General features: G+C 37.1%; 24 protein-coding genes, 1 tRNA gene and 2 pseudogenes. 22 read left to right on the plus strand and 5 right to left on the minus strand.

From position 1 onward, the window contains the following. The first annotated feature begins 25 nt into the window (after positions 1-25). The 7 genes from QF044_RS04600 (at position 26) to QF044_RS04630 (ending at position 8994) form a co-directional block, all read left to right on the plus strand. Positions 26-1108 carry a carbamoyl phosphate synthase small subunit gene (locus QF044_RS04600; RefSeq protein WP_307264205.1) on the plus strand — a complete coding sequence of 361 codons (1083 nt, stop codon included), beginning with the start codon at positions 26-28 and terminating at the stop codon, positions 1106-1108. A gap of 10 nt (positions 1109-1118) precedes the next feature. Continuing rightward, a complete protein-coding gene (locus QF044_RS04605; protein ID WP_306845838.1) occupies positions 1119-1481 on the plus strand; it encodes a four helix bundle protein in 363 nt (120 codons plus the stop codon). 45 nt (positions 1482-1526) lie between these two features. Continuing rightward, the gene (carB, locus tag QF044_RS04610; protein ID WP_307264208.1) at positions 1527-4706 is read left to right on the plus strand and encodes a carbamoyl-phosphate synthase large subunit; all 3180 of its coding nucleotides are present in this window, start codon (positions 1527-1529) and stop codon (positions 4704-4706) included. 1163 nt (positions 4707-5869) lie between these two features. After that, positions 5870-6409, plus strand: coding sequence for a rhomboid family intramembrane serine protease (locus QF044_RS21565; RefSeq protein WP_373462678.1), 540 nt, complete (start codon positions 5870-5872; stop codon positions 6407-6409). Positions 6410-6639: 230 nt separating this feature from the next. Further along, positions 6640-7110, plus strand: a complete 471-nt coding sequence (locus tag QF044_RS04620; protein WP_307264214.1) for a DUF1203 domain-containing protein — start codon at positions 6640-6642, stop codon at positions 7108-7110. A 64-nt stretch (positions 7111-7174) separates the two neighbouring features. Further along, complete coding sequence (locus QF044_RS04625; RefSeq protein WP_307264217.1) at positions 7175-7951, plus strand: isocitrate lyase/phosphoenolpyruvate mutase family protein; 777 nt, start codon at positions 7175-7177, stop codon at positions 7949-7951. Next, positions 7951-8994, plus strand: coding sequence for a bifunctional transcriptional activator/DNA repair enzyme AdaA (locus tag QF044_RS04630; RefSeq protein WP_307264219.1), 1044 nt, complete (start codon positions 7951-7953; stop codon positions 8992-8994). Before QF044_RS04625 ends, QF044_RS04630 begins: the two co-directional genes overlap by 1 nt. Positions 8995-9048: 54 nt before the next feature. Here QF044_RS04630 and QF044_RS04635 read toward each other — a convergent pair whose 3' ends face one another. Next, positions 9049-9903 carry a hypothetical protein gene (locus QF044_RS04635; RefSeq protein ID WP_307264221.1) on the minus strand — a complete coding sequence of 285 codons (855 nt, stop codon included), beginning with the start codon at positions 9901-9903 and terminating at the stop codon, positions 9049-9051. 76 nt (positions 9904-9979) lie between these two features. Between QF044_RS04635 and QF044_RS04640 the strand changes: the two genes are divergently transcribed. From QF044_RS04640 to QF044_RS04670, 7 genes are all read left to right on the plus strand, one after another. Continuing rightward, entirely contained in the window at positions 9980-10498 is a 519-nt protein-coding gene (locus QF044_RS04640; RefSeq protein WP_307264223.1) for a Crp/Fnr family transcriptional regulator, read from the plus strand. Between the two features lie 54 nt (positions 10499-10552). Next, positions 10553-11101 (plus strand): DinB family protein, encoded by a 549-nt coding sequence (locus QF044_RS04645; RefSeq protein WP_307264225.1) that lies wholly within the window; start codon positions 10553-10555, stop codon positions 11099-11101. 221 nt (positions 11102-11322) lie between these two features. After that, on the plus strand, positions 11323-11928 hold the full coding sequence (locus tag QF044_RS04650; protein ID WP_307264227.1) for a DUF2911 domain-containing protein: 606 nt from the start codon (positions 11323-11325) through the stop codon (positions 11926-11928). A 2-nt stretch (positions 11929-11930) separates the two neighbouring features. Continuing rightward, on the plus strand, positions 11931-12467 hold the full coding sequence (locus QF044_RS04655) for a GNAT family N-acetyltransferase (RefSeq protein WP_307264230.1): 537 nt from the start codon (positions 11931-11933) through the stop codon (positions 12465-12467). Then, positions 12454-12813, plus strand: a complete 360-nt coding sequence (locus QF044_RS04660) for a cupin domain-containing protein (RefSeq protein WP_307264233.1) — start codon at positions 12454-12456, stop codon at positions 12811-12813. The genes QF044_RS04655 and QF044_RS04660 overlap by 14 nt, the downstream gene beginning before the upstream one ends. 14 nt (positions 12814-12827) lie before the next feature. Then, the gene (locus QF044_RS04665; protein ID WP_307264235.1) at positions 12828-13061 is read left to right on the plus strand and encodes a hypothetical protein; all 234 of its coding nucleotides are present in this window, start codon (positions 12828-12830) and stop codon (positions 13059-13061) included. 80 nt (positions 13062-13141) lie between these two features. Next, positions 13142-13519, plus strand: a complete 378-nt coding sequence (locus QF044_RS04670; protein ID WP_307264237.1) for a PEGA domain-containing protein — start codon at positions 13142-13144, stop codon at positions 13517-13519. Positions 13520-13656: 137 nt separating this feature from the next. Here QF044_RS04670 and QF044_RS04675 read toward each other — a convergent pair whose 3' ends face one another. The 3 genes from QF044_RS04675 to QF044_RS04685 all read right to left on the minus strand — a co-directional run bounded on the left by QF044_RS04675 (position 13657) and on the right by QF044_RS04685 (position 15826). Beyond that, positions 13657-14400, minus strand: a complete 744-nt coding sequence (locus QF044_RS04675; protein WP_307264239.1) for a dienelactone hydrolase family protein — start codon at positions 14398-14400, stop codon at positions 13657-13659. Positions 14401-14579: 179 nt separating this feature from the next. Then, entirely contained in the window at positions 14580-15191 is a 612-nt protein-coding gene (locus tag QF044_RS04680; RefSeq protein WP_307264242.1) for an HAD family phosphatase, read from the minus strand. A gap of 203 nt (positions 15192-15394) precedes the next feature. Next, positions 15395-15826 carry a type I restriction enzyme HsdR N-terminal domain-containing protein gene (locus QF044_RS04685; protein ID WP_307264244.1) on the minus strand — a complete coding sequence of 144 codons (432 nt, stop codon included), beginning with the start codon at positions 15824-15826 and terminating at the stop codon, positions 15395-15397. Positions 15827-15834: 8 nt separating this feature from the next. On the opposite strand from QF044_RS04685, the gene holA reads away from it, so the two are divergent. The 8 genes and pseudogenes from holA (at position 15835) to QF044_RS04725 (ending at position 24260) form a co-directional block, all read left to right on the plus strand. After that, positions 15835-16872 (plus strand): DNA polymerase III subunit delta, encoded by a 1038-nt coding sequence (gene holA / locus QF044_RS04690; RefSeq protein ID WP_307264247.1) that lies wholly within the window; start codon positions 15835-15837, stop codon positions 16870-16872. 246 nt (positions 16873-17118) lie between these two features. Then, a complete protein-coding gene (gene trxB / locus QF044_RS04695; protein WP_307264250.1) occupies positions 17119-18060 on the plus strand; it encodes a thioredoxin-disulfide reductase in 942 nt (313 codons plus the stop codon). Between the two features lie 270 nt (positions 18061-18330). After that, positions 18331-18558, plus strand: a complete 228-nt coding sequence (locus QF044_RS04700; protein ID WP_307264252.1) for a glyceraldehyde-3-phosphate dehydrogenase — start codon at positions 18331-18333, stop codon at positions 18556-18558. 125 nt (positions 18559-18683) lie between these two features. After that, positions 18684-18768: transfer RNA gene (locus QF044_RS04705), tRNA-Ser, on the plus strand. A 286-nt stretch (positions 18769-19054) separates the two neighbouring features. Further along, a pseudogene (locus tag QF044_RS04710) lies at positions 19055-19496 on the plus strand (site-specific integrase); the annotation flags it as partial. A 335-nt stretch (positions 19497-19831) separates the two neighbouring features. Beyond that, entirely contained in the window at positions 19832-20350 is a 519-nt protein-coding gene (locus QF044_RS04715) for an AraC family transcriptional regulator (protein WP_307264254.1), read from the plus strand. An 88-nt stretch (positions 20351-20438) separates the two neighbouring features. Continuing rightward, positions 20439-22856, plus strand: coding sequence for a heavy metal translocating P-type ATPase (locus QF044_RS04720; RefSeq protein ID WP_307264257.1), 2418 nt, complete (start codon positions 20439-20441; stop codon positions 22854-22856). Between the two features lie 176 nt (positions 22857-23032). Further along, positions 23033-24260: pseudogene (locus QF044_RS04725) on the plus strand (IS3 family transposase). A gap of 52 nt (positions 24261-24312) precedes the next feature. Here the strand turns inward: QF044_RS04725 and QF044_RS04730 are convergent. After that, entirely contained in the window at positions 24313-24768 is a 456-nt protein-coding gene (locus QF044_RS04730; protein WP_307264259.1) for a hypothetical protein, read from the minus strand. Positions 24769-24791: the final 23 nt, after the last annotated feature.

A 24791-nucleotide genomic window follows, 5' to 3' on the forward strand; every position in this document is an offset into this window, starting at 1 on the left:
AAAATAGAATAAAGAGATAAATAAAATGAAGAAAAAATTAATACTGGAGTCCGGTGAAGTATTTCATGGAGAAGGTTTCGGAGCAGAATTGGAAACTGCCGGAGAAGTAGTTTTCAATACCGGAATGACAGGGTATCAGGAGCTGATCTCCGATCCGTCATACTGCGGTCAGATTGTTTGCATGACCTATCCGCTTATCGGAAATTATGGTATTAACCGTGATGATTATGAAAGTATCGAGCCGGCTATTAAAGGATTGATTGTAAAGGAGCTTTGCGATCTTCCTTCCAATTTCCGTACGCAGATCACTTTAGATGAATTATTTAAAAGGAAGAACCTTTCAGGAATTTCAGGAATCGACACCAGAAGGCTTACCAGAATTCTACGTAATTCAGGTGTTGTGAAAGGTAAAATTGTAAACGTTGAAGCTGATGAAAACGAAGTTGTTGCAGAATTAAAATCTACAACTTTCCCTATCAACCAGGTGGAAACAGTTTCTACAAAAACGTCTTACGCCAATCCGGGAAGAGGATTAAAAGTAGTGTTGGTTGATTTTGGCTCCAAATTAGGAATCATCAGAGAATTGTCTCAGAGAAACTGTGATATCACCGTAGTTTCTCATGATACAACGGCTGAGGAGATCTTATTAATGGATCCGGACGGAATCATGCTTTCAAACGGTCCTGGTGACCCGGAAGATAACCCTCAGGCTTTAGAAATGATCCGTGGACTATTAGGAAAAGTTCCGATCTTCGGAATCTGTCTGGGACATCAGCTGATCGGTCTTGCCTGTGGCGCAAAAACTTTCAAACTGAAATTCGGGCACAGAGGAGGAAATCACCCTGTATTGGATCTTGAAAAAAACAAAGTATCCATTACTTCTCAGAATCATGGATATGCAGTAGATCAGGAAAGTCTTAAAAACACAGACTTAGTTGAAACCCACATCGCATTGAATGACAGAACCAACGAAGGTCTTAAACACAAGATCCACCCATGCTTCTCCGTTCAATATCATCCGGAAGCAAGCCCAGGTCCTGAAGATGCAAATTATTTGTTTGATGAGTTCATCCATTTAATGTACCAATTTAAAAATGTAACAGTTTAACAATAATTAAATGATCAATTTCGAAAACAATCCTTTAATTGAAAAAACAGTAAAATTCTCTTTAGATATTATTGAGTTTTGCGAATTATTGGAACAACATAAGAAATTTGTCATTGCTAAACAGTTATTACGTTCAGGAACAAGTATTGGTGCAAATTCTTTTGAAGCGCAGAATCCTTATAGTAAAAAAGATTTTGTGAATAAAATAAAAATTGCAGCCAAAGAACTTGAAGAAACAAAATATTGGTTATATCTGTGTAAACACTCCAAAAATTATCCCTTTGATGATAAGTTGGAAACGCAGATTATAGAAATTGGAAAAATTATTTATAAAATTTTAAGCACAAGTTTATCAAAGGAAAACGGACTGTAAACATTGTTACACTGTTAGATTGATAAATTGTTACATTTTAAACCTATGAAAAGAAACGATATAAAAACAATACTAGTAATCGGTTCAGGGCCCATCATCATCGGTCAGGCAGCTGAATTTGATTACGCAGGAACGCAGGCTTGTCTGTCTTTGAGAGAAGAAGGCTACAAGGTGATTTTGATCAACTCAAACCCTGCGACTATTATGACAGATGTGGAAATCGCTGATAAAGTATATATCGAGCCGATTTCACTTCAGTTTGTAAGTCATATCATCAGAAAAGAGCGCCCGGATGCTTTATTACCAACACTGGGAGGTCAGACAGGTCTGAATATGGCGGTAGAACTGGAAAAATCAGGAATTCTTGAAGAATGCAAAGTAGAAGTTTTAGGAACTAAACTTTCTGCGATCAACAGAGCGGAGGACAGAGATTTGTTCCGTGAATTGATGAGAGAACTGAATGAGCCTGTTCCAGAATCAGATATCGTGACTACAGTAGAAGGAGCGATCCGTTTTGCTGAAGAGATCGGATATCCCGTTATCGTTCGTCCTGCCTTTACGATGGGAGGAACAGGTGGGGGTATTGCCTCTACAGAAGCTGAATTGAAAGAGATTGCTGAACTGGGATTGAAATACAGTCCTGTGACGCAATGTCTTATCGAAAGATCAATTGCAGGTTTCAAAGAAATTGAATACGAAGTAATGCGTGATGCCAACGACAATGCGATTGTGGTTTGTAACATGGAAAATATAGATCCGGTAGGAGTTCACACAGGGGATTCCATCGTAGTGGCGCCTTCTCAGACGCTTTCTGACAGAGAGTATCAGTTACTGAGGAATGCTTCCCTAAAGATCATCAGAGCATTAGGAATTGAAGGAGGATGTAACGTACAGCTGGCATTAGACCCGCATTCATTCAACTACTATATCATCGAGGTAAACCCTAGAGTTTCCCGTTCATCAGCATTGGCAAGTAAAGCAACAGGGTATCCAATTGCGAAAATTGCAGCGAAGATTGCTGTAGGATTGACACTTGACGAGATCATGAACCCGGTAACAGGAAAAACATACGCATGTTTTGAGCCTGCTCTTGACTATGTTGTAACGAAATTCCCAAGATTCCCATTCGATAAATTTGAAACGGCAGACAGAAGACTTTCTACTCAGATGAAAGCGACGGGAGAAGTAATGGCGATCGGAAGAAACTTCGAAGAATCATTGCAGAAAGCTGTTCGTTCTTTGGAAACGGGATTAAGACATTTAGGATTAAAAACGAAACAGGCAGCAGCATTAACAGACGAAGATATCGAAAGAAGAATCAGAGTTTGTGACGATGAAAGACTGTTCATTATCTGTGACGCTCTAAGAAGAGGGTACGATTGGGAGCAAATTGTGGAATGGAGCAAAATTGATAAATTCTTCATCTGGAAATTAAAAAAACTTGTTGATTTTGAAAAAGTAATTGTGGCCAATAAATTCGACAAAGAAACTTTGATTCAGGCTAAAAAATTAGGCTTCTCAGATCAGAATATTGCCCATTTATGGGAATCTTCCCAGAGAGAGGTTTACAATTTCAGAAAGGAAAATGGCGTGATCCCTGTTTACAAAATGGTAGACACATGTGCGGCGGAATTTGAAAGCGAAACCCCTTATTTCTACGGAACTTATGAAGAAGAAAACGAATCTGTAGTTACGGATAAAGAAAAAGTGATTGTTTTAGGTTCTGGACCTATCAGAATCGGGCAGGGAGTAGAGTTTGACTATGCTACAGTTCACTCAGTTTGGGCCATCAAAGAAATGGGCTACGAAGCTATTATCATCAATAACAACCCTGAAACAGTTTCTACAGACTTCTCGATCTCAGATAAATTATACTTCGAACCTTTAACGGAAGAAGATGTAATGAGCATCATCGATCTTGAAAAACCAATGGGAGTGGTGGTACAGTTCGGAGGTCAGACAGCAATTAACCTAGCAGATAAACTGGCCAGTTACGGAGTGAAAATTCTGGGAACTTCACTGGAAGACTTAGACAGAGCTGAAAACAGAGATAAATTTGAAAAGGCCCTTCAGGAAATGGGAATTCCACAGCCGTTAGGAAAAACGTCAACGTCAAAAGAAGAAGCGATTACAATTGCTAACGAGATCGGTTATCCGGTTTTAGTTCGTCCAAGTTATGTACTGGGAGGGAGAGCAATGGAAATTGTTTACACTGAAAGCGAATTGGCCCATTATATGGAATTTGCGGTAGATGCAAGCCCGGAACATCCGGTTTTGGTTGACCGTTATATTACAGGAAAAGAAGTGGAAGTAGATGCGATCTGCGATGGTGAAACGGTTATTATTCCTGGAATCATGGAACATATCGAAAGAGCGGGAGTTCACTCCGGAGACTCAATCGCCGTGTATCCACCTCAAAATGTTTCTCAGCAGGAAATCGATACTTTGGTAGATTATACTCAGAGACTGGCAAAAGGATTGAATGTGATTGGTTTAATGAACATCCAGTACGTCCTTTTTGAAGGGAACGTATATGTGATCGAAGTGAATCCACGTTCATCAAGAACAGTTCCTTTCCTGTCTAAAATTACAGAAGTTCCGATGGCTAACCTGGCAACAAAAGCCATTTTAGGACAGAAACTGAAAGATTTAGGATACAAAAACGGATTAGTTCCGAATAAAGAAGGAGTTTTCGTAAAAGTTCCTGTATTCTCTTTCTCAAAACTAACGAAAGTTGATATCTCTCTGGGACCAGAAATGAAGTCTACAGGAGAAGTAATGGGGAAAGATACCACTCTGGAAAAAGCCCTTTACAAAGGACTGATCGCAGCAGGAAGAAAAGTTCCGATGCACGGTTCCATTTTATTCACGGTTGCAGATAAGCACAAGCAGGAAGCAGCAGATCTGGCAGCAAGATTCCATGAAGTTGGCTTCAGAATCTGGGCAACGGAAGGAACTGCTAAATTCTTCGAAGAAAAAGGGATTCCTTGTAAAATCGGATACAAAATCGGAGAAGATGATGTCAACCTGATCGACCTGATTCAGAAAGGAAAAGTACAGTACGTAGTAAATACCATGACCAAAGGGAAGCAGGTAGAAAGAGACGGATTCCAGATCAGAAGAATGAGTGTGGAAAACGGCGTTCCTTGTTTAACATCCATGGACACCGTAGAAGCCATCCTGAAAGTAATTGAAAGCATGAGTTTCAAAATGGAGACGATGTAATTTCGGATTCAATTAATATATTTCAAACCCCGTGAGTTTTCTTGCGGGGTTTTTGTTTAATTTTGTGGATTTTTACAAACTTTAAATGCAGCACAGATGCTGGCTGCAATGATTAATGGCATTTTATAAAAGAGTAATACCAGGAAAACATGAACGAAATTTCGGACAAACTAAAATTAATTTTTAAACCCTTTTTGATTATTGCAATTTGTTTTATTGTAGGGTATACTTTTTTGCATTGGATATTATTTATCAAAGCGGAAATTCCACTGAAAGAACAGATTGTAAGATTCTGGTTGCCTTTTGGACTTCCCTTTATTCCAATATTAATTTGGCTAAGACCAAAAATAAAGTTGTTGTATTTCAAAAATGAAAATACTTCATTTTTATACCAGTTTATTGCTTGTATCGCTATAGCAATTCCTACCATAATTGCTCAGGAATATTTAGTAACAGCTATAGGTAAGCTTACAGAAGTTGAAAATATATCACAAATTGATAAGAGTGAAAAAACGAAATATTATTCTTTAAAGAATTACTACATCGACAAGAGACATATTGCTGTGCAAAATACAGTAACTGTAACCGGGAAAAATAATACAAATTTTAATATGCTGATCTATGTTGCGATGCCAATTTTAAAAAGCATTTCCGACACAGCAAAAGCAGAAAGTAAATTTTGGTTAGGAAAGCAATATAGTGAACGGATAAGCAACAATCTTTCAGATCAGGAAAAAGAAACTAAATACAAAATATTTGCAGAACAAAAACAAAAAGAATTTGAAAAAACTGACTTTAGCAAATTCAAGTATTTAGAAATAATGGGAAATACTGAAGATCATGATGAATTTAATAAAGCCATTTCAAATTTAGGAATGATCAATGGGAATGATCAGATAATTTTTAAAGCTCAAAATGAGCCTTTTGAAAATAGAAATGGTAAAAAGTTAGAATGGATTTTTGGTTCACTGGGAATTGGAATCTTAGTGTACTTTGTACTTTTATTATTTTCTAAGTTTGATAAAAGGCGATTGGAAGATTTTAAAAGCGGGAGGACTGAAAAAGATACAGATCTGAAAGAAATATTTGAATTTTTCATCCCCAAAAAAGATTTTTTTATTACCCCAATAATTATTAACCTGAATGTACTCGTTTTTATTGCAATGGTTATTGCTGGTTTTGGCCTTATATCTTTCAAAGGAGATGATTTATTAAGCTGGGGAGCTAATTACAGACCAGTCACGACTGACGGCCAATGGTGGAGGCTTGTGACAAATACTTTTATGCATGGTGGGCTTATGCACATTTCAGCCAATATATTTGGGCTTTTATTTGTAGGTGTTTTCCTTGAACCGCTTTTGGGAAAGACCAGATATTTACTTGTTTATTTGATAACAGGGATATTAGCAAGTGCTACCAGTATATGGTGGTATCCTGCTACAGTAAGTATTGGAGCTTCGGGTGCAATTTTTGGACTTTATGGTTTCTTTCTAGCAGCGTTATTACTTAAAGTATTCCCACCTGATTTTGGAAAAGCATTTTTGTTAAGCACACTTGTTTTTGTTGGCTTTAATTTACTTATGGGTCTTACTGGTGGTGTTGATAATGCTGCCCATATTGGAGGCCTCTTAATTGGATTTATCATTGGAATTGTAATGTCAAGACAGCTTAAATTAAAAATTGATATGCAGAACGAAGAGTAGTGAAAATGGCGTTCCTTGTTTAACATCCATGGACACCGTAGAAGCTATCCTGAAAGTAATTGAAAGCATGAGTTTCAAAATGGAGACGATGTAATTTCGGATTCAGATAATATAATTTTAAACCCCGCGAGTTTTCTTACGGGGTTTTTGTTTTTAATGAGATAAAAAATACTTGTCCGTTTTTCGGTTGTACTATGAATGGTGTCAATTTAAATTTGTAAAAAAAGAAAATGAATAATTTTAAATTTGAAGCATTAAATCATTTAGATTTTGAATATTTAAATGATTTATCAGAAGCTGAACTGGCAGAGAATACTATTAAAAAGATGAAAGTAGACCAATTCCCGGGTTTTCCTTGCAGAACCACTTTGGAAGATGCCAGGATCGGTGAAACGGTTTTTCTCCTCAACTATGATTTTCATGATGTCAGTTCTCCGTATCGGACCGGCGGGCCGGTTTTTGTACGGGCCAATCAATTAACAAAAACATATGCACAAAACAAAATTCCTGTAATGTTCAATCATAGACTGTTATCAATTCGGGGGTACAGTAAAGAGGCAATGATGATTTTTGCTGAGGTTTCTGAAGGTCAGTTTTTAAAAGACAGACTTTTGCAAATTCTGGAAAATCCAGAGATTGAATATCTACATTTGCATAATGCAAAACCGGGATGTTTTAATTGTACGGTAAAAAGAATATAAAATACTTGTCCGTTTTTCGGTTGCATAAAACTAAGATCACCAGTACTTTTGATAAAAAAATAAAATGACAGCAATTCAGCAATTCAGAGAACTGCATCAGCAGAATAATCCATTATTAATAGGAAATGTTTGGGATGTTCAGAGTGCAAAGGTGTATGAAAAATTAGGTTATCAGGCAGTAGCCACTTCAAGCTCGGCCGTGGCCTTTACCCTGGGATATGAAGATGGGGAGAACATGAGCTTTGATGAATATTTTTATATCATTGAAAGAATTTTAAAATCCATATCCATTCCATTGTCCGTAGACCTGGAGGGAGGTTATGGGAAAACTGCAGATGAAATTGTTTTAAACATTTCCAGACTGGCAAAGGCAGGCGTAGTTGGAATCAATATCGAAGACAGTGTTATCATTGACGGAACCAGAAAACTATTGAGTACGCATGATTTCCATGAAAAATTAAATGCAGTTATTCTCAAACTTAAAGAGCAGGATATTGAAATTTTTGTCAATGTAAGAATAGATCCGTTTCTATTAGGCGTAGAAAATGCCACAGAAGAAACCATCCAAAGGATAAAAATCATTGAAAAAGCAGAAGCGGACGGAATTTTTGTTCCCTGCATTACTGATGTACAAGACATTGAATGCGTTATAAATGGCTCAAAGCTTCCCTTCAGTGTCATGTGTATGCCCGAACTTCCGGATTTTAAAACCCTTAAAAGGTTAGGCGTTAAAAGAATTTCATCAGGAAATTTCTTAAATGGCTATATTTATGGGCAATTGGAAACCGCATTAAAAGCCATTGGGGAGGCCGAAAGTTTTTCTCCAATTTTTAAAATATAATGAAACTTACAGAAGAAAGAATGTACCAGGCATCTTTAGAAAAAGATTCCTTATTTGAAGGCATCTACTGGATGGCTGTAAAAACGACAGGTATATTCTGCCGGCCCACCTGTACTGCCCGGAAACCAAAGAGAGAAAATGTAGAATTCTTTATCAATACAGAAAAAGCCATAGAAAACGGCTACAGACCTTGTAAAATATGCCGGCCGCTTGAAAAACTGAATGAAACACCCCGCTATATCCAGAATCTTTTGGATGAGCTGCAACAGAATGAATCATTAAAGATCAAAGATGCAGACCTTCTGAAAAAGAATATTGAACCGGTGACCATCAGACGCTGGTTCCTAAAGAATCATGGGATGACATTCCAGGCTTTTCAAAGACAATTCAGAATGAATAAAGCATTTAAGAAAATAAAAAACGGTGAAAATATCATAGAAGTGGCACTGGAATCAGGCTACGAAAGTTTAAGCGGCTTCAATGAGCGGTTTAAAGATATCATTGGGACTACCCCTAACAATACCGGCCATCAGAAAATTATTGACCTGAAAAGAATAGAAACCCCATTAGGCCCGATGTTTGCCTGTGCATGTGAAGAAGGAATCTGCCTGCTTGAATTTACAGACCGGAAAAATATAGACCTGCAACTTACCCGGCTTTCAAAAGCGATGAGTGCAGAAATCGTCCAGGGAGAAAATAAACACTTCAAACAGTTGGAAGAAGAACTGAATGAGTACTTTGAGCGAAAAAGGACAAGGTTTGAGGTACCTCTTTATATTATCGGAACTGATTTTCAGAAGAAAGTCTGGAAGCTTTTAACGGAAATACCCAAAGGAGAAACCCGTACCTACAAACAACAATCTGAATTTTTGGGCAACCCAAAAGCCGTACGTGCTGTAGGAACAGCTAATGGAATCAATAAAATCGCCATCATCATTCCCTGTCACAGGGTAATAGGCTCAGATGGTGAACTGGTGGGCTATGCCGGAGGAATATGGAGAAAACAAAAGCTTCTGGAATTGGAAGGGGCCATTTTGTTTTAAATCACTTCCGCCAACTTATTGTTTTTGACGAAGATTAAATTTAAATAGATAATTTTAGTTGATCTTGTAATAAGGGGCTGAAAAATACTTGCTCGGCTTGATATACGCTGTTTTTCTGTCCGCATCAAAGATCCAGTTGAATCTTCGCAAGAGATCAGCACCAAAATAATTAACCGTTTGTTTTTTCAGGTCACCAACAAAAAAACCTGCTGAAACATCTTTTAGAACACTATTTCCTACTTTCAAAAAGGGGAGTATACCCTGTTTGGTGATGATACTTTTCCCGCTGGAGTTTTTTAATGTTTTTTCTCCCGTGATCTTTAGTTTTTTGTCCAGTTCTTTTTCGGCTGTAAAATCATTACTATACAGCAACCCTCCTGAATATCCGGATTGAAGTAAAAAGTAGGCTTCCTGTTGTTTATCCCCATCAATAACGTTGTCGGCTGCAATATAAAAAGCCTCCTGATCATACAGCGTAGCAATTGGCTGATAGTCATTTACATCAGGTTTTTGATCATAAATAATAAACTGACTGTTATCATAATCAATTTTAAATGCTTTGCCTCCAAAAAGAATGGTTCCGATCTTTCCGTCAGCTTCGTGACCAGCCAGTTGGTTGTCGGAAAAGCGGATATTATTCAGGGTTAATTTTCCAATCTGTACCGTATTATTCTCACTGATTTCCTCTTTATTGAAAACAATATGATCTGCTTTGCGCTGTCTTTCCGGGGAAATAGAAGCATCTTCCATTGCGATCTGAAACATCAGATCCAGAGAATCCTTTTTATTGACCAGTGTCTTTACAATGATATTGTTGTGCTTAGTGATTCTGAAAGGGATCGTCTGCTGTGCGTGTATGCTGAAAAGACCTGCAGACAAAAGGATAACAAAGCTTATTTTTTTTAACATGATCAAGTGATTGGTGATTAAAATCTGGAATTTTAAAATTACCTATTATCTTTGGAATAGCAAACACTAAAGTCATATGATTCAAGAACTGCTTAACAGTGGCCTTCATTGGGAAAAAAAGGAATTCAAAAGAAATGAATTTCTAAAGATTTCAGGAAGTACAGATACAGATATTTATTTTGTTGAAAATGGCAGCGTCAGGATCTTTATGATGGATGAAAATGAAGAACGGATCATCCGTTTCGGATATACAGGAAATATTATTGTTTCCCTGGATTCATTTTTGTCAGGGAAACCATCCTGTTTTTATATTCAGGCGATCAAAAAAACAAGCGTAAGGATAGCTTCTAAAAGAGATTTTTACGAATTTATTCATTCAAGTGATGAGAATCTTAAGTTTTGGAACAGTATTCTGGAAGATCTTGTTTTGCAGCAGCTCGAAAGAGAGAAAGACCTGCTGACCAGCTTGCCTAGGGAACGTTTTGAAAGAGTATTAAAAAGAAGTCCGAAGCTGTTTCAGGAAATCCCCAATAAATATATTGCCAATTATCTCAGAATGTCCCCGGAAACTTTGTCCAGGCTAAAAAAATCTTGAGTTCAGTCAAGATTTATGAAAAAAACGATCCCGAAATTTGTATAAAAATCATCAATGAAAATTTCTACATCACAATTATTGAATGAATTAAGAACAATGACTCAGGATCATATGCAGTATGCAGAAAAACTTTTGGGGCAGCCGGATGAAAAACTGAATTCCAGAGTTTCCAATGACAGTTGGAGCATATTGGAATGCCTTGAACATCTCAACCGTTATGGAAACTTTTATATTCCTGAAATTAATAAAAGAATTTCTTCTTCACAAACTTCTTCCACGCCTGTTTTTGAAACCGGAAATTTAGGGAATTACTTTGCTAAATCTATGCTTCCCAAGGAAAAAATGAACAAAATGAAAACTTTCAAAAACATGGATCCAATCAATAGTCAGCTCGATAAAAATGTAGTGAAAGAATTTATAAAACAGCAGAACCAGTTAATAGAATTACTTCAGAGAGCAGATCAGATCAATCTTAATAAAGTCAAAACCAGTATCAGTATTTCAAAATCAATAAAGCTCAGGCTGGGCGATACTTTCCGTTTTGTGATTTATCATAATAAAAGACACCTTCAACAGGCCGAAAGAGTTTTAATAAACCTTTAATTTTTGAATTCACCAACCGTAAGAATTTTGAAAACAGTTCATCTCTGTGTCAAAAGGCAAATGATATTGATAAAATCACTATTCTGATCCTCTGTCGCCGTGTAATTGATTCAAACGAAGATTTGTCAGGCTATGCGGAGGAATCTGGAAAAGCAAAAATTATTGGGATTGGAGAAGGCTATTTTATTTTGATTTTTGTAAATTTAGGCAAAAATTTACACGTGAAAAAGTTAGTATTAGCACTTTGCATATCAGCTTCGGCTTTAAGTTTTGCTCAGGATTATTCAGTACCGGCAGCAAGTCCGCGCCAGAAGGTAGAGCAGCAGTTTTCAATGTCCAAAATCAGTATTGATTATGGAAGACCGGGAGTGAAAGGACGTAAAATTTTCGGAGAACTTGTTCCTTACGGCCAGGTTTGGAGAGCAGGCGCCAACTCATCCACCAAAATTACATTCGGACAGTCTGTGAATTTCGGAGGGAAAATGGTTCCGGCAGGAACTTACGGGTTGTTTATCGTTCCTACAGAAAAAGAATGGAAAGTGATTTTAAATAAAGATTTCCAGCAGTGGGGAGCGTATACTTATGATCCTAAACAGGATGTGGTAGATGTTACTGTACCTGTAAACAAACTGGCTGACAAGCAGGAATGGTTTGAAATTACATTGAATCCTACAGATGAAAACTCAGGAAACTTAGTCATCAAATGGGATACGGCTCAGGCAGAAGTTGCTTTGAAACCTGCAAAACCGGATGCCGTGATCAAAATTTCAGATAAGCTTAAAGAAATTAAGAAAATAGAATCAGACGCTGCAAAAACAAAAAGTTAAGCATGAAATTTTCAATACAAACTGTTTTAGAAAATCAGGAATATCAACTAATCCCCTTACAGCAAGGGGATTTTGAATCTTTATATGAAGTAGCTTCCGATCCTAAAGTTTGGGAACAGCACCCAAATCCGGACCGTTATAAAAGAGAAGTCTTTGAATCCTTTTTTAAGGGCGCTATGGAAAGCGAAGGAGCATTTAAGATTATTGAAAAATCTTCAGGTGATGTTTTAGGCAGTACCCGTTTTTATAACTTTGATGAAGAGGAAAACCGTATTTTCATAGGCTACACCTTCTATGGAATAAAATCCTGGGGTAAAGGAATTAATCCACAGATTAAGAAAATAATGCTCGATTATATTTTCCAGTTTGTAGATAAAGTACATTTTCATATTGGTAAAGAGAACTTTCGTTCACAGACTGCCTTACAAAGAATTGGCGGAAAGAAGATTGCAGAAGAGGAAGTTGCTTATTTTGCAGAGCCTACCAGAACCAATTTTGTGTATGAGATAAAAAAAGAGGACCATTATGAAAAAGTATAAAATCCAGAAATCACCATTCGTTGTTCCTACCACAGACGGGAAGCTGATTGAGGAGCATTGGGGAAATTCTACCGGAAATTCCAATATTTCTATTGCCCATATGGTAGCCCCTCCAAACTGGAGCGAGCCTCATCAGACTCCTGAATTTGATGAATTTACCCTCATTATCTCAGGGAAAAAGCAGTTCGAGATCGATGGTGAAATTATCATTCTGGAAAAAGGACAGAGCATCCTTATAGAAAAAGGAGCAAGAGTACGTTACAGCAACCCGTTCTCAGAACCCTGCGACTATATCGCAATTTGCCTTCCTGCATGTTCTATGGATCTGGTGAACAGGGAAGAATAGAAAGACAATTAAATATGGCTACACAGATTTGTCCAAAATGTAAAAAAGATTCTTTTTCCTGGCATATTGATGATGAACGTTCAGGGCTTACAGACTGGAGTTGTTACCGTTGCGGATATCAGGCTAAGGAAAATGAAAAGGATGAATCTTTTTGTGACAATTGTAGTAAAAAGATGAGAAGCAGATTAAAAGATATTGAAACAGAATATTGGTGGTGCTCTGGCTGTAATAAAATCACTCAAGAATAAAGATAACCTCAATGATGAGGTTATTTTTTCATTTTTATATAAAAATTATTTGTAAGTTCGCCGCTTTGAAAAATTAATATATGAAAAACAAATTATCTATTGTACTATGGTTAGGGATTACCCTTTCTACAACTTCATGCGCAACCATTTTTACCGGGACTAAAGATTCCATATCTTTTACTTCGACTCCGGAAGGTGCCAAAGTATTCCATAAAGGAGTTGAAAAATGTGTGACACCGTGTACCGCTGAAATTTCAAGAGGATTAAGCAAACAAACGGTTACATTTGAAAAAGAGGGTTTTGCTGATAAAGAAGTGAAGTTGACAAAAACTTTTAATCCTGTAACATTAGTAAATATTCTTCTTGGTGGAGCTATAGGTGTCGGAATTGATGCTGCAACAGGCTCTCTGACTAAATATTCTCCGAAAGCATATACCGTTGAATTGGAAGCAAAATAATTTCTTTCCGGAATAATTAATAAAAGCTTCGACTTCGTTCAGCATGACAATTAAAAATATATGTATGATTGTTATGCTGAAGGAAGTCGAAGCTTCTTTTTTAATATGCAGAAATTTTATATAGAAATATGATTCAATTATTTCAAAATTTCTTTCAGAAACATCAGCGTATAATTCCAGGCTCTTTTAGCCATTACTTCATTGTAATCAGGTGATTTCGGATCGGTGAATGTATGTTTTGAATGAGCATACGTAATGATTTGCCAGTCTGCATTGCCTTCATTCATTTCCTTGATCAGGTTATTATAATCTTCCGGAGTTACTCCCTGATCATCCGCAGGATTTTCAACCAATATCTTTGTGGAAATAGGTCCATTTTTTCTCGTCTGATCTTTTCCGATACTCCCATGAATGGAAACTACTCCCACTACAGGAAGACTTCCTCTTGCAGATTCCAAAGCACCCGTACCACCGAAGCAATATCCGATCACAGCAATTTTATTGGAAACAGCCCCGTTTTTCTTCAGCTGTTCCAGAGCCAGAGAAATACGTTTCTGGTAGGCATCATAATTCTGCTTATAATATCCTGCCGTTTTACCTGCAGAAGCATTGTCTGTGGGAATATTTCCTTCCCCGTAAATGTCGGCAATGAAAGCAATATATCCCTGCTTTTCAAGTTCGGCAGCTGCAGTTTTAGCTTCATCGTCTATTCCTTTCCAGGCAGGAAGGATCAGAACTCCCGGAAGTTTTTTCCCTGCATTGGAGGTTACCAGTCCATTGAGTTTCTGTGAACCATCCTGGTAAGCAATTGGTTTGAGCTTTTGGCTGAAAAGTGTTCCTGTAGTCATGATGCATGCGGTTAATAAAATAGTGCGTATCATAGTTGTAATTTTAATAGTATAAAATGATGGTCATTATTATGGTCATTCGGAGAAGCAAATGACGAAGCAATCTGCCCATCCATTATAAAGTCAACTTATTGTTCATAAAAAATTCTCATCTAAATTAATGAAAATAAATTATGATGAGAATTAATAGCAGGTAGGAAATCAAATATTGCTTAGAATTTTACTCCCAAGATAGCCAATTCCTGTTCCAGATTCGTATCAGGATTCACCTTAATTGTACTGAACCCCAATGAATGAGCCATTTCGATATTTTTAGGATTATCATCAATGAAAACGGATTCGCTTGCATTGATATCATATCTGTCCATCAAAACATGCCATATTTTTGGATCAGGCTTAATCAGCTTTTCTGTTCCTGAAACTACGATCTTTCCATCAAAAATCTGAAAGAAATCATAATTTTCAAGGGCATAAGGAAACGTTTCCTCCGACCAGTTGGTCAACCCGAATAAATGATAATCCGTATTTTCCAAACGTCTTAAGACCTCTACATTCTCCGGGATATCACTTTTCAGCATTATCGTCCAGTTGTCATAATAAGCTCTGAGTTCCTTCTCCCACTCCGGAAACTTTTTCACCTGAATATCCGTTCCCTCAGATAAAAGTCTTCCGCGGTCCTGTTCTTCATTCCATTCAGACTGGGCGATGTGCTCCAGAAAGTATTCCATTTTTTCATCATCATTGAAATAATCTTTGAAAAAATATCTTGGATTCCAATCCACTAAAACCCCTCCGAAATCGAAGATAATGTTCTTAATTTCCATATATGTTTTTAAGCTTTTTAATTTTATTTAACCACAAAAGTCGCAAAATTTTTAATTTTAAACACTTTAAAGCACTTTATTACTTTCCAATATTTAAACTTACAATAAATTAAGGATCAAAACTTTTGTGGTGTGAAATTTTTTCTTTCAGAGATTGAGCAAATAACGCAGATGTTTCTTTTTTTGGTTAAAAAAGTAGCAGTTTACTCAGGTCTGTAAAACTGGTACTGCCCGTTTTCGTAATAGGCATTGATGTGCTGCAGACCATTGGTCAGGATAATTTCTTTAGCTCCGATGATGGAGTTATACCTTGCTGTCTGTTCAAATGTTTTCTCCGTAAGTTTTATCTGTGGAGCTTTGCATTCGATCAGGATAATAGGCTCTGTTTTTTCAGTAACCAGAAGGTCAATTCTTTTCGTAAGACCGTTCAGAAGGATCTTTTTCTCTGTGATAAGTGCAGATGGGGAATAGGCCTTTACCGTAAGATAATAGTGCACCCAATGCTGCCTCACCCATTCTTCGGGAGTAAGGAGCAGGTAAGTTTTGCGGACCAAGTCATAAATAAAAAACTTATCTTTGTCTTTCTTGAATTTAAAATCAAAAGTGTCCTGAAAATTCAGTTTTGGAAGTTCCATTTATTAAGATGAAAGAATTAGATTTAATCCTCAAAAATATTAAAAATAAAGAAGTTTTACCTATTTATTTTTTCCACGGAGAAGAACCTTACTTTATTGATGCAGCCGTAAAAGTGCTTGAACACGACTTTCTGGAGGAAGATGAAAAAGCTTTTAACCAGACTGTAGTATATGGAAAAGATACTTCTTATCAGGAGATTCTTTCCCTGGCGAGACAGTTTCCGATGATGGGCGATAAGCAGCTGATCATCGTAAAAGAAGCTCAGGATCTGAAGTTTAATGAGGAAGAAAACCGTGTTCTTGAAACCTATGTAGAAAATCCCGTTCCTTCAACCGTCCTTGCTTTTGCCCATAAGCATAAGAAACTGGACAGCAGGAAAAAGGCTACTAAAGCTTTAGATAAAGCAAAAGCTCTTTTCTTAAGTGAATCTGTAAGGGATAATAACCTTCCCAAATGGATTGCTGATGAATGTGCACGGCTGAAGATAAAAACGGCCCCAAATATTGCTCATCTCCTGGCAGAATATCTTGGAAACGATCTTTCAAGAATTGCCAATGAACTGAACAAATTGAAGATCATTCTTAAGGAAGGAGAAATTCTGGACGGAACGATCGTTGAAAATCATATCGGGATCAGTAAAGAATATAATGTTTTTGAACTTCAGAAAGCTTTGGGAACTAAAAATGCGGATGCAGCATTCAGAATTGCTCATTTTATGGGTAAAAATCCAAAGAATAATCCTTTTGTGATGATGTTGGCCAGCCTTTACAGCTATTTCTCAAATGTAATTATTTATCAGACCATGGCCGGGCAGCCGCCACAGACTATCGCCTCACAAATGGGAGTGAATCCTTATTTCATTAAAGACTATGCGGAAAGTGCCAGACTGTATCCTTTGAAACATGCGACCAGAGTTATTTCTATCCTAAGAGAATTCGATATGAAAGGGAAAGGTCTCGGAGCCGTTAATATGGGTGAAGCCGAGCTGATCAAGGAGCTGGTATACAAGATCATTCATGTGGATAAAATTAAGATGAAGGTGTAGAAGTTGAAGTGTAGGTGTTTGAGAGTAGGAGAGTAAGAGTACAAAGTTAAATATGAAATTAATTTTTTTCATTTTCTATTGTCAACCCCGGATTCTATACCCTGAAACGTACGTCCCGTATCTACAGCCTACAATTGACAATTCGCATATCTCATATTGACAAGTATCATTAAAAATACTTTAATTAAACATTAAAATTTACGAAATTAGCAGTCTTAATTTAAATCTTTTTTGAACAAGTAGATTATGGAGCAAAACATTTTAGATTGTGTGATCGTTGGATCCGGGCCTTCTGGCTTTACAGCGGCTATTTATGCGGCAAGAGCAGACCTGAAACCTGAATTGTATACAGGTTTGGAGCCGGGCGGACAATTAACAACAACTACGGAAGTGGATAACTTCCCAGGATATCCGGCGGGGATTACAGGTCCTGAAATGATGATGGATCTGCAGAAGCAGGCAGAAAGATTTGATACCAAAGTTCATTACGAAATGATCACCAAAGCTGAGTTCTCAAAAGAAGTAGGTGGTGTTCACAAATTATATGCAGGAAACAAGGAGATTTTGGCCAAATCGGTAATTATCTCTACAGGTGCCACTGCAAAATATCTTGGTCTTGATGACGAGAAAAAATATAATGGGGGTGGAGTTTCAGCATGTGCAACGTGCGACGGATTTTTCTACAGAGGAAAAGACGTTGTCGTAGTAGGTGCAGGAGATACAGCTGCTGAAGAAGCCACTTATCTTGCGAAACTGGTAAATAAAGTGACCATGTTGGTGAGAAAAGGGGAATTCAGAGCTTCTAAAGCAATGATTCACAGAGTAGAAAATACACCGAACATTGAAGTGAAATTTCACCATGAGCTGATTGGTATCGAAGGAGAAAACAACTTGGTGGAAAGAGCAGTGGTGATCAATAACCAGACCCAGGAGAAATCAACGGTGGACGTACACGGAATATTTATCGCTATCGGTCACAAACCGAATACTGATATTTTCGCCGGCCAGATTGATCTTGATGAGAACGGATATATTGCTACAGAAAAAGGATCTACAAGAACGAATCTTCCGGGTGTATTCGCTGCAGGAGATGTTCAGGATCATATCTACAGACAAGCTATTACAGCAGCGGGAAGCGGTTGTATGGCAGCGATGGATGCAGAGAAATATCTTGCTGAATTACATTAATATTCAGCTTTTTACAATACAGAGCGTACCCGATGGGTGCGCTTTTTTGTTTTCTGATTATCTTCTCTATATTTTTTAGCACCAATCATGGTTCATATTTATCTCTTGCAGATCAAGGAGATTTAGCAGATTTTTTATTTGTATTAATCTGTTAAAGTAAGAAGAATGATTTTCTGAGAAAAGAATTTATAGTCATCAATATTATCGTGAATAACACCTGCTACTTAAGTAAAAATACCTAAATTTAGCTCCGATCTTTAAAAAATAATAATGGAAAGCAAAGTCATAAAAATTACCCACACTACAGGAACCTACATCATTAATATTCCGGACGGAAGGCTGAATGAAATGCAAAGCCAGCTAGACAAATGCCTGAACGACGAACAGGGCGCTATTGTGGTGAAGGGAGAAAACGGAGATCAATTTGTGTATCCGTCTGATCTTCTAAAAAACAGTTTCATTGCCATAGTAAATAAGGAAGAGGTTAAAGTCTTGTAAAAATAATTCTCCTGATTTTAAGCCCATTATTAAGTTTCGTTAAAATTTATTTGGGAAAAGTTTTGAAGGAAAATAAAATCGTTTTATATTTGCACCACTGAAAACAACGGTATACCCGTGATTCAGGAGAGATGGCAGAGTGGTCGATTGCGATAGTCTTGAAAACTATTGACTGTAACAGGTCCGGGGGTTCGAATCCCTCTCTCTCCGCTGGTTGAGAAACTAAAATAAGCTAAAACGCTGTAAACATCAATGTTTACAGCGTTTTTTGTTTTGCGTTAGAATCAAAAAAAATCAAAATAGGTCACGATTTATATGACCTATTCCGTGACCTATCCTGAAAATTTGAAAATAGGTCACGAAAAACTCAGAGGAACCTGACCAATAGGCAGTCTAACGATTGTACATCTTGCAAAAAGTGGTAATAAAAAGTAAATTATTAAACAATTAAAGTTACTACACAATGAACAAAACATTCAACCTTTTATTCTTTATAAAAAGAATAAATCAGCACCAACAGAACCGCTCCATAGACGGCGACCAATGGATATTCACACATCGTCAGAAAACCTACACCTCAACAAGAGTTTCCATTATTACCTTTAGCCCACAAGCTAATTTTAAAATATGAAAATCATCCGGAATGTGTAAATTCAAATGTCATGTTTCCTGTTCTCAGTAATCAGAAAATGAATTCCTATCTCAAAGAAATTGCGAGTGTCTGTGGAATCAATAAAGAGTTGACATTTCACATCGCGAGACATACATTTGCTACTACGGTTACTTTGTCCAACGGAGTGCCAATTGAAAACGTTAGCAAAATGCTGGGTCATACAAATATCAAAACTACGTAGCATTATGCGAAGATTCTAGATAAGAAAGTGAGTGATGATATGTTAGCTTTAAGAAGGAAACTTAAGGATCAAAAGTCTAATTGAATTCTTTCTTTTCGCCATGATATCTTCATGAAAGAAAAAAATTGATCTATACAAGGAAAGTAAGTGCCGGCTTTAATGATAAATTGCAGAAGGAAATCATAGAAGAGGTCAAATCACTAATATCCGATAAATCTCCTCTCAGCAGCAAATCTGACGTAAATTAGCTACCTCGGTTCCGTCCCAACCTTCCGCACGCGAATACGACTTGGCTAAACAAGCTTTAACTCTTTGGGTTAAATCATAAACTTTGACATAAATTTGCCATAATAATAGATTAAAGAATATAAATATGACGACACTTTTTTATAAAAAATATGGTTTGCAACCGTTGTATAATGGTGGTTCAAAATGAATTGGATAAGCTTGGTTTGTCAGCCATAAGCATAAAGCTTGGCGAGATCATTTTTGAAAAAGCACTGACTACAGAAAAGAAGCGGGATTTAGCAGAAGCCTTATCAATCTTGGGTTTTGGAGTAATAGATGATAAAAAAAGCAGGATCATTGAAAAGATAAAAAATACCATCATCGAGTTGGTACATCATGATGATAATGACGCTAAAAGCAACCTATCGGATATTTTAAGTGAGAAACTTCACCAGGATTACAATTATTTGTCCAACCTTTTCTCTGAAGTGGAAGGCACAACGATTGAAAAATATTTTATTGCCCAGAAAATTGAAAGAGTAAAAGAACTATTGGTTTATGATGAACTTTCACTGAGCGAAATTGCTTTTCAGCTCAATTATTCCAGTGTGGCTTATCTCAGCAATCAATTCAAAAAAACTATCGGATTGACACCGAGTCATTTCAAACAAATAAAGGAGGAGAAACGCAAACCATTAGACCAGGTTTAGTAAATCTTACAAATCAATTCCATAATTCCACAATAACTATTCTCAGTATTACAGCCAATTTTGTATTGCAAATAAAGCAATAGAAATTATGGCTACAAATAACAATAGAGAAACGATTTACATTCCTTTAGAAGATGTAGAAAGCGAACATTGTTCATTAATCGTTGAAAAAGGATTGGCAAAGGTTGATGGTGTTGAAACCCAGAAAGTGGAAATCAACAACCACAGGGCAGCCATTACCGTTAAAGATGCAGAAACTGTTGGCAAAGCCGTTGCAGCTATTAAAGACTTAGGCTATGGTGTACCAACCGTAAAAAATTCCTTCCCGGTTTTGGGTATGACTTGTGCTTCTTGTGCGGGTAGTGCAGAAAGTATCGTAAAGTATGAGTCAGGTGTGATTGAGGCTTCTGTCAACTACGCAACAGGAAATCTGACCGTTGAGTACCTTCCCAATATGACGGACGCTACCAAACTGCAAAAAGCCGTTCAGAGTGTTGGTTATGACCTGCTCATTGTTGAAGAAGCAAAGCAACAGCAATCTCTGGAGACCATCCATGCAGAAAAATTCAAAAAGCTAAAAAACAAAACTATTTGGGCCGTTATATTATCGTTACCCGTGGTAACCATCGGGATGTTTTTTATGGATATGCCTTATGGAAACGAAATCATGTGGGCATTTTCCACTCCTGTGGTACTTTGGCTAGGTAAAGACTTTTTTATCAATGCGTGGAAACAGGCCAGACACCGCTCTGCCAACATGGATACTTTGGTTGCCTTGAGTACAGGAATTGCCTATGTATTCAGTGTATTTAATATGTTTTTTATGGATTTCTGGCACCAAAGAGGATTGCACGCGCACGTCTATTTTGAAGCAGCTGCAGTGGTCATCGCCTTTATCCTTTTAGGTAAATTATTGGAAGAAAAAGCCAAAGGAAACACCTCTACTGCCATTAAAAAACTGATGGGCCTGCAACCAAAAACCGTGATGGTAATAGCGCCCGATGGAACAGAAAAACAAACTGCTATTGAAGAGGTAAATGTAGATGATATAATCCTGGTAAAGCCCGGCGAAAAAATTGCGGTCGATGGAATGGTTACTTCCGGTAATTCGTATGTAGACGAAAGTATGCTGAGTGGCGAACCCGTTCCGGTATTGAAACAAGAAAATGAAAAAGTATTTGCGGGAACCATTAATCAAAAAGGAAGTTTCCAATTTAAAGCAGTGAAAGTAGGGAAGGAAACCATGCTGGCTCAAATCATAAAAATGGTGCAGGATGCACAAGGCAGTAAAGCTCCCGTTCAAAAATTGGTTGATAAAATTGCAGGGATTTTCGTTCCGGTGGTAATTGGTATTGCCATTCTTACGTTTGTTTTGTGGTTTATTTTAGGCGGTGATAACGGTGTAGTACAGGGATTGTTGGCCGCCGTTACGGTATTAGTTATTGCTTGTCCTTGTGCTTTAGGACTGGCTACGCCAACGGCTATAATGGTCGGTGTGGGTAAAGGTGCCGAAAATGGTATTTTAATTAAAGATGCCGAAAGCCTTGAATTGGCTAAGAAAGTGAATGCAATTGTGTTGGATAAAACCGGAACAATAACACAAGGAAGACCTGAGGTAACAAGTATCCAATGGCTGAACAATGATGATACAACCAAGACTATTTTGCTGAGTATTGAAAAACAATCAGAGCATCCGTTAGCGGAAGCCGTGGTGAAACATTTGGAAGGCGCTGCTACCGCACCCTTATCCAACTTCGACAGCATTACAGGGAAAGGTGCAAAAGCCAATCATAATAACGAAACCTATTTTGTAGGAAATAAAAAACTCCTGGCAGAAAACAACATTGTGATTGCCGAACAATTGCAAAACCAAGCCGATGAATGGGGCAAACAGTCCAAAACGGTCATTTGGTTTGCAAACAGCAAAGAGGCACTTTCCGTTATCGCCATATCCGATAAAATCAAAGAAACATCAGTTCAGGCAATTGCAGCAATGCAGGAAATGGGTATCGACTTGTATATGCTAACAGGCGACAATGAAGCTACTGCCAAAGCGATTGCTGAGCAAACAGGCATCCTGCATTACAAAGCCGAAGTATTGCCACAACACAAAGCAGATTTTGTAAAAGAATTGCAAAGCAAAGGAAAAGTAGTAGCTATGGTAGGCGACGGAATTAACGACAGTACTGCCCTGGCAACGGCCGATGTAAGTATTGCCATGGGAAAAGGCAGCGACATCGCCATGGATGTAGCCAAAATGACCATCATTTCATCAGACCTTACCAAAATACCGCAGGCAATACGTTTATCAAAACAAACAGTGGCCACCATTAAGCAAAATCTCTTTTGGGCGTTTATTTACAACCTGATTGGCATTCCCCTGGCTGCCGGAATATTGTATCCTATTAACGGTTTCTTGTTAAACCCAATGATAGCCGGAGCGGCAATGGCTTTGAGTAGCGTAAGCGTAGTGAGTAATAGTTTAAGATTGAAATGGAAGAAATAAAATTGGAAGTGGTGGGAGTAGAAGTATAAATATTCAGTTTTGTGCAAAAGTTCAATCCCGAAGCTTCGGGATTGAACTTTTGCGGTTTCGTCCCGCTATTGCAAAGTGCTTGTGGTTGGCTTTATTTCGTTTGTGTGTCCCGTCCTAAAATAGGTTGACATAAAATCGATTTATTTATGGAAGACGAAGAATTATTTAGAAAAAAGCGCAGTCAAAAAGATTATACATTATGCTTTAAATTGAGCGTTGTTTCTCAAGTAGAAAAAGGCGAACTTACTTATAAACAAGCTCAAAAACACTATGGAATTCAGAGAAGAAGTACGGTTTTGGTCTGGTTGAGAAGATATGGTAACTTAGATTGGATAAAACCAAGTATCCATACCATGTCAAGATCCAAAGAAACCCCGGCCCAGAAAATTAAACGTCTGGAGAAAGAACTTTCCGATGAAAAGCTGAAAAATAAAGTACTCAATACAATGATTGAGATTTCAGATGGGCAATATGGCACTCAGATCAGAAAAAAGTATTTATCCCAACAATCCTCAGACTCCAAAAAGAGGGATTAAGCCTCTCCAAAATATGTAGATTGTTTGGGATAAGCCGCCAAAATATTTATCAGACTCAAAAGCGGTATATCAAGCGGGAAGATGAACTTTTGAGAATCAAGGAAATGGTTAAAGCAATACGAATGGAGCTTCCCAGGCTGGGAACCCGAAAGCTTTACTATTTGCTGAAAGAATGTTTTGATAAAGAAGATATTAAAATAGGCAGAGATGCTTTATTTCAATATTTAAAAAGAGAAAATTTATTAATTTATCCTAAAAAGAAATATATAAAGACCACTTTTTCAAAACATTGGCTCAGAAAGCATCCTAATTTATTAAAAAACATTAAAGCAGAACGGCCAGAACAAGTTTTTGTAAGCGATATCACTTATCTGAAAACAAGGGAATCGGTATGCTATTTATCTTTAGTGACGGATGCTTACAGCAGAAAGATTATGGGGTTCTCGGTGAGCAAAAATATGAATTCTGAAAACGTTGCAAAAGCATTGAAAATGGCAGTGAAGAACAGAATTACCCATAATTCTCTTATTCATCATTCGGATAGAGGATTGCAATATTGTTCGGGATATTATCAAAAGGTACTTAATCAATATCAAATTCAACCTTCCATGACGGATGGATATGATTGTTATCAAAATGCATTGGCAGAAAGAATTAATGGAATATTGAAGCAGGAATTTCTATTTAATAAAGCTAAAATAAAGATGATCTTAATGAATTGATAAAAGAAAGTATTTATCTTTATAACAATAAAAGACCTCACTTAAGCCTAAAGATGCAAACACCGGAGCAAGTGCATAAAAAATCCGAAGAAAAATATTCCTCCGGATTTAGTTAAATATTGTTTAATTATTGTCAATCTATTTTAGGACGACTCAGTGAATGTTCTCCTAATTGTCAAGTCGGTTGTCATTTCCAAATAATATTGCTGTTCCGTCTTCATTCTTCGCCAAGTTAAAAAGTTCATTTTGAAAGTTATCAATTGCACTTGGTTCGACAATTATTTCAACTTTTAATTTGTTCTTTTCTTCAGGTCTATAAATAGTTGATACGTTACTTTCAATATTTATTTCTACTCCAATATGTCCGCTATTATCGATAGGATAATATTTCATAGAAAAGTAGGCATAACTGTCTTTTTCTCCTGCTTCGTAAAATAGTATTTTGTCGCCTTTGGGATAACCAACTAATTCGTTTGCAAAGTCAGAAATGCATTCAAACTGGTCATAAACTTCTGTTTGTCCAGTAAATAGATTATTTGATACAACAACTTTCAATTCAAACATATCATCGTCTTTCCAAATAGATTTTAATTCAAGAAAAGATTTTCGATTATTTGAAGCCATATATTACTTGTTTTCTATTGTTC

Origin of the sequence: Chryseobacterium sp. W4I1 (genome assembly GCF_030816115.1) — a bacterium.
GTDB lineage: Bacteria > Bacteroidota > Bacteroidia > Flavobacteriales > Weeksellaceae > Chryseobacterium.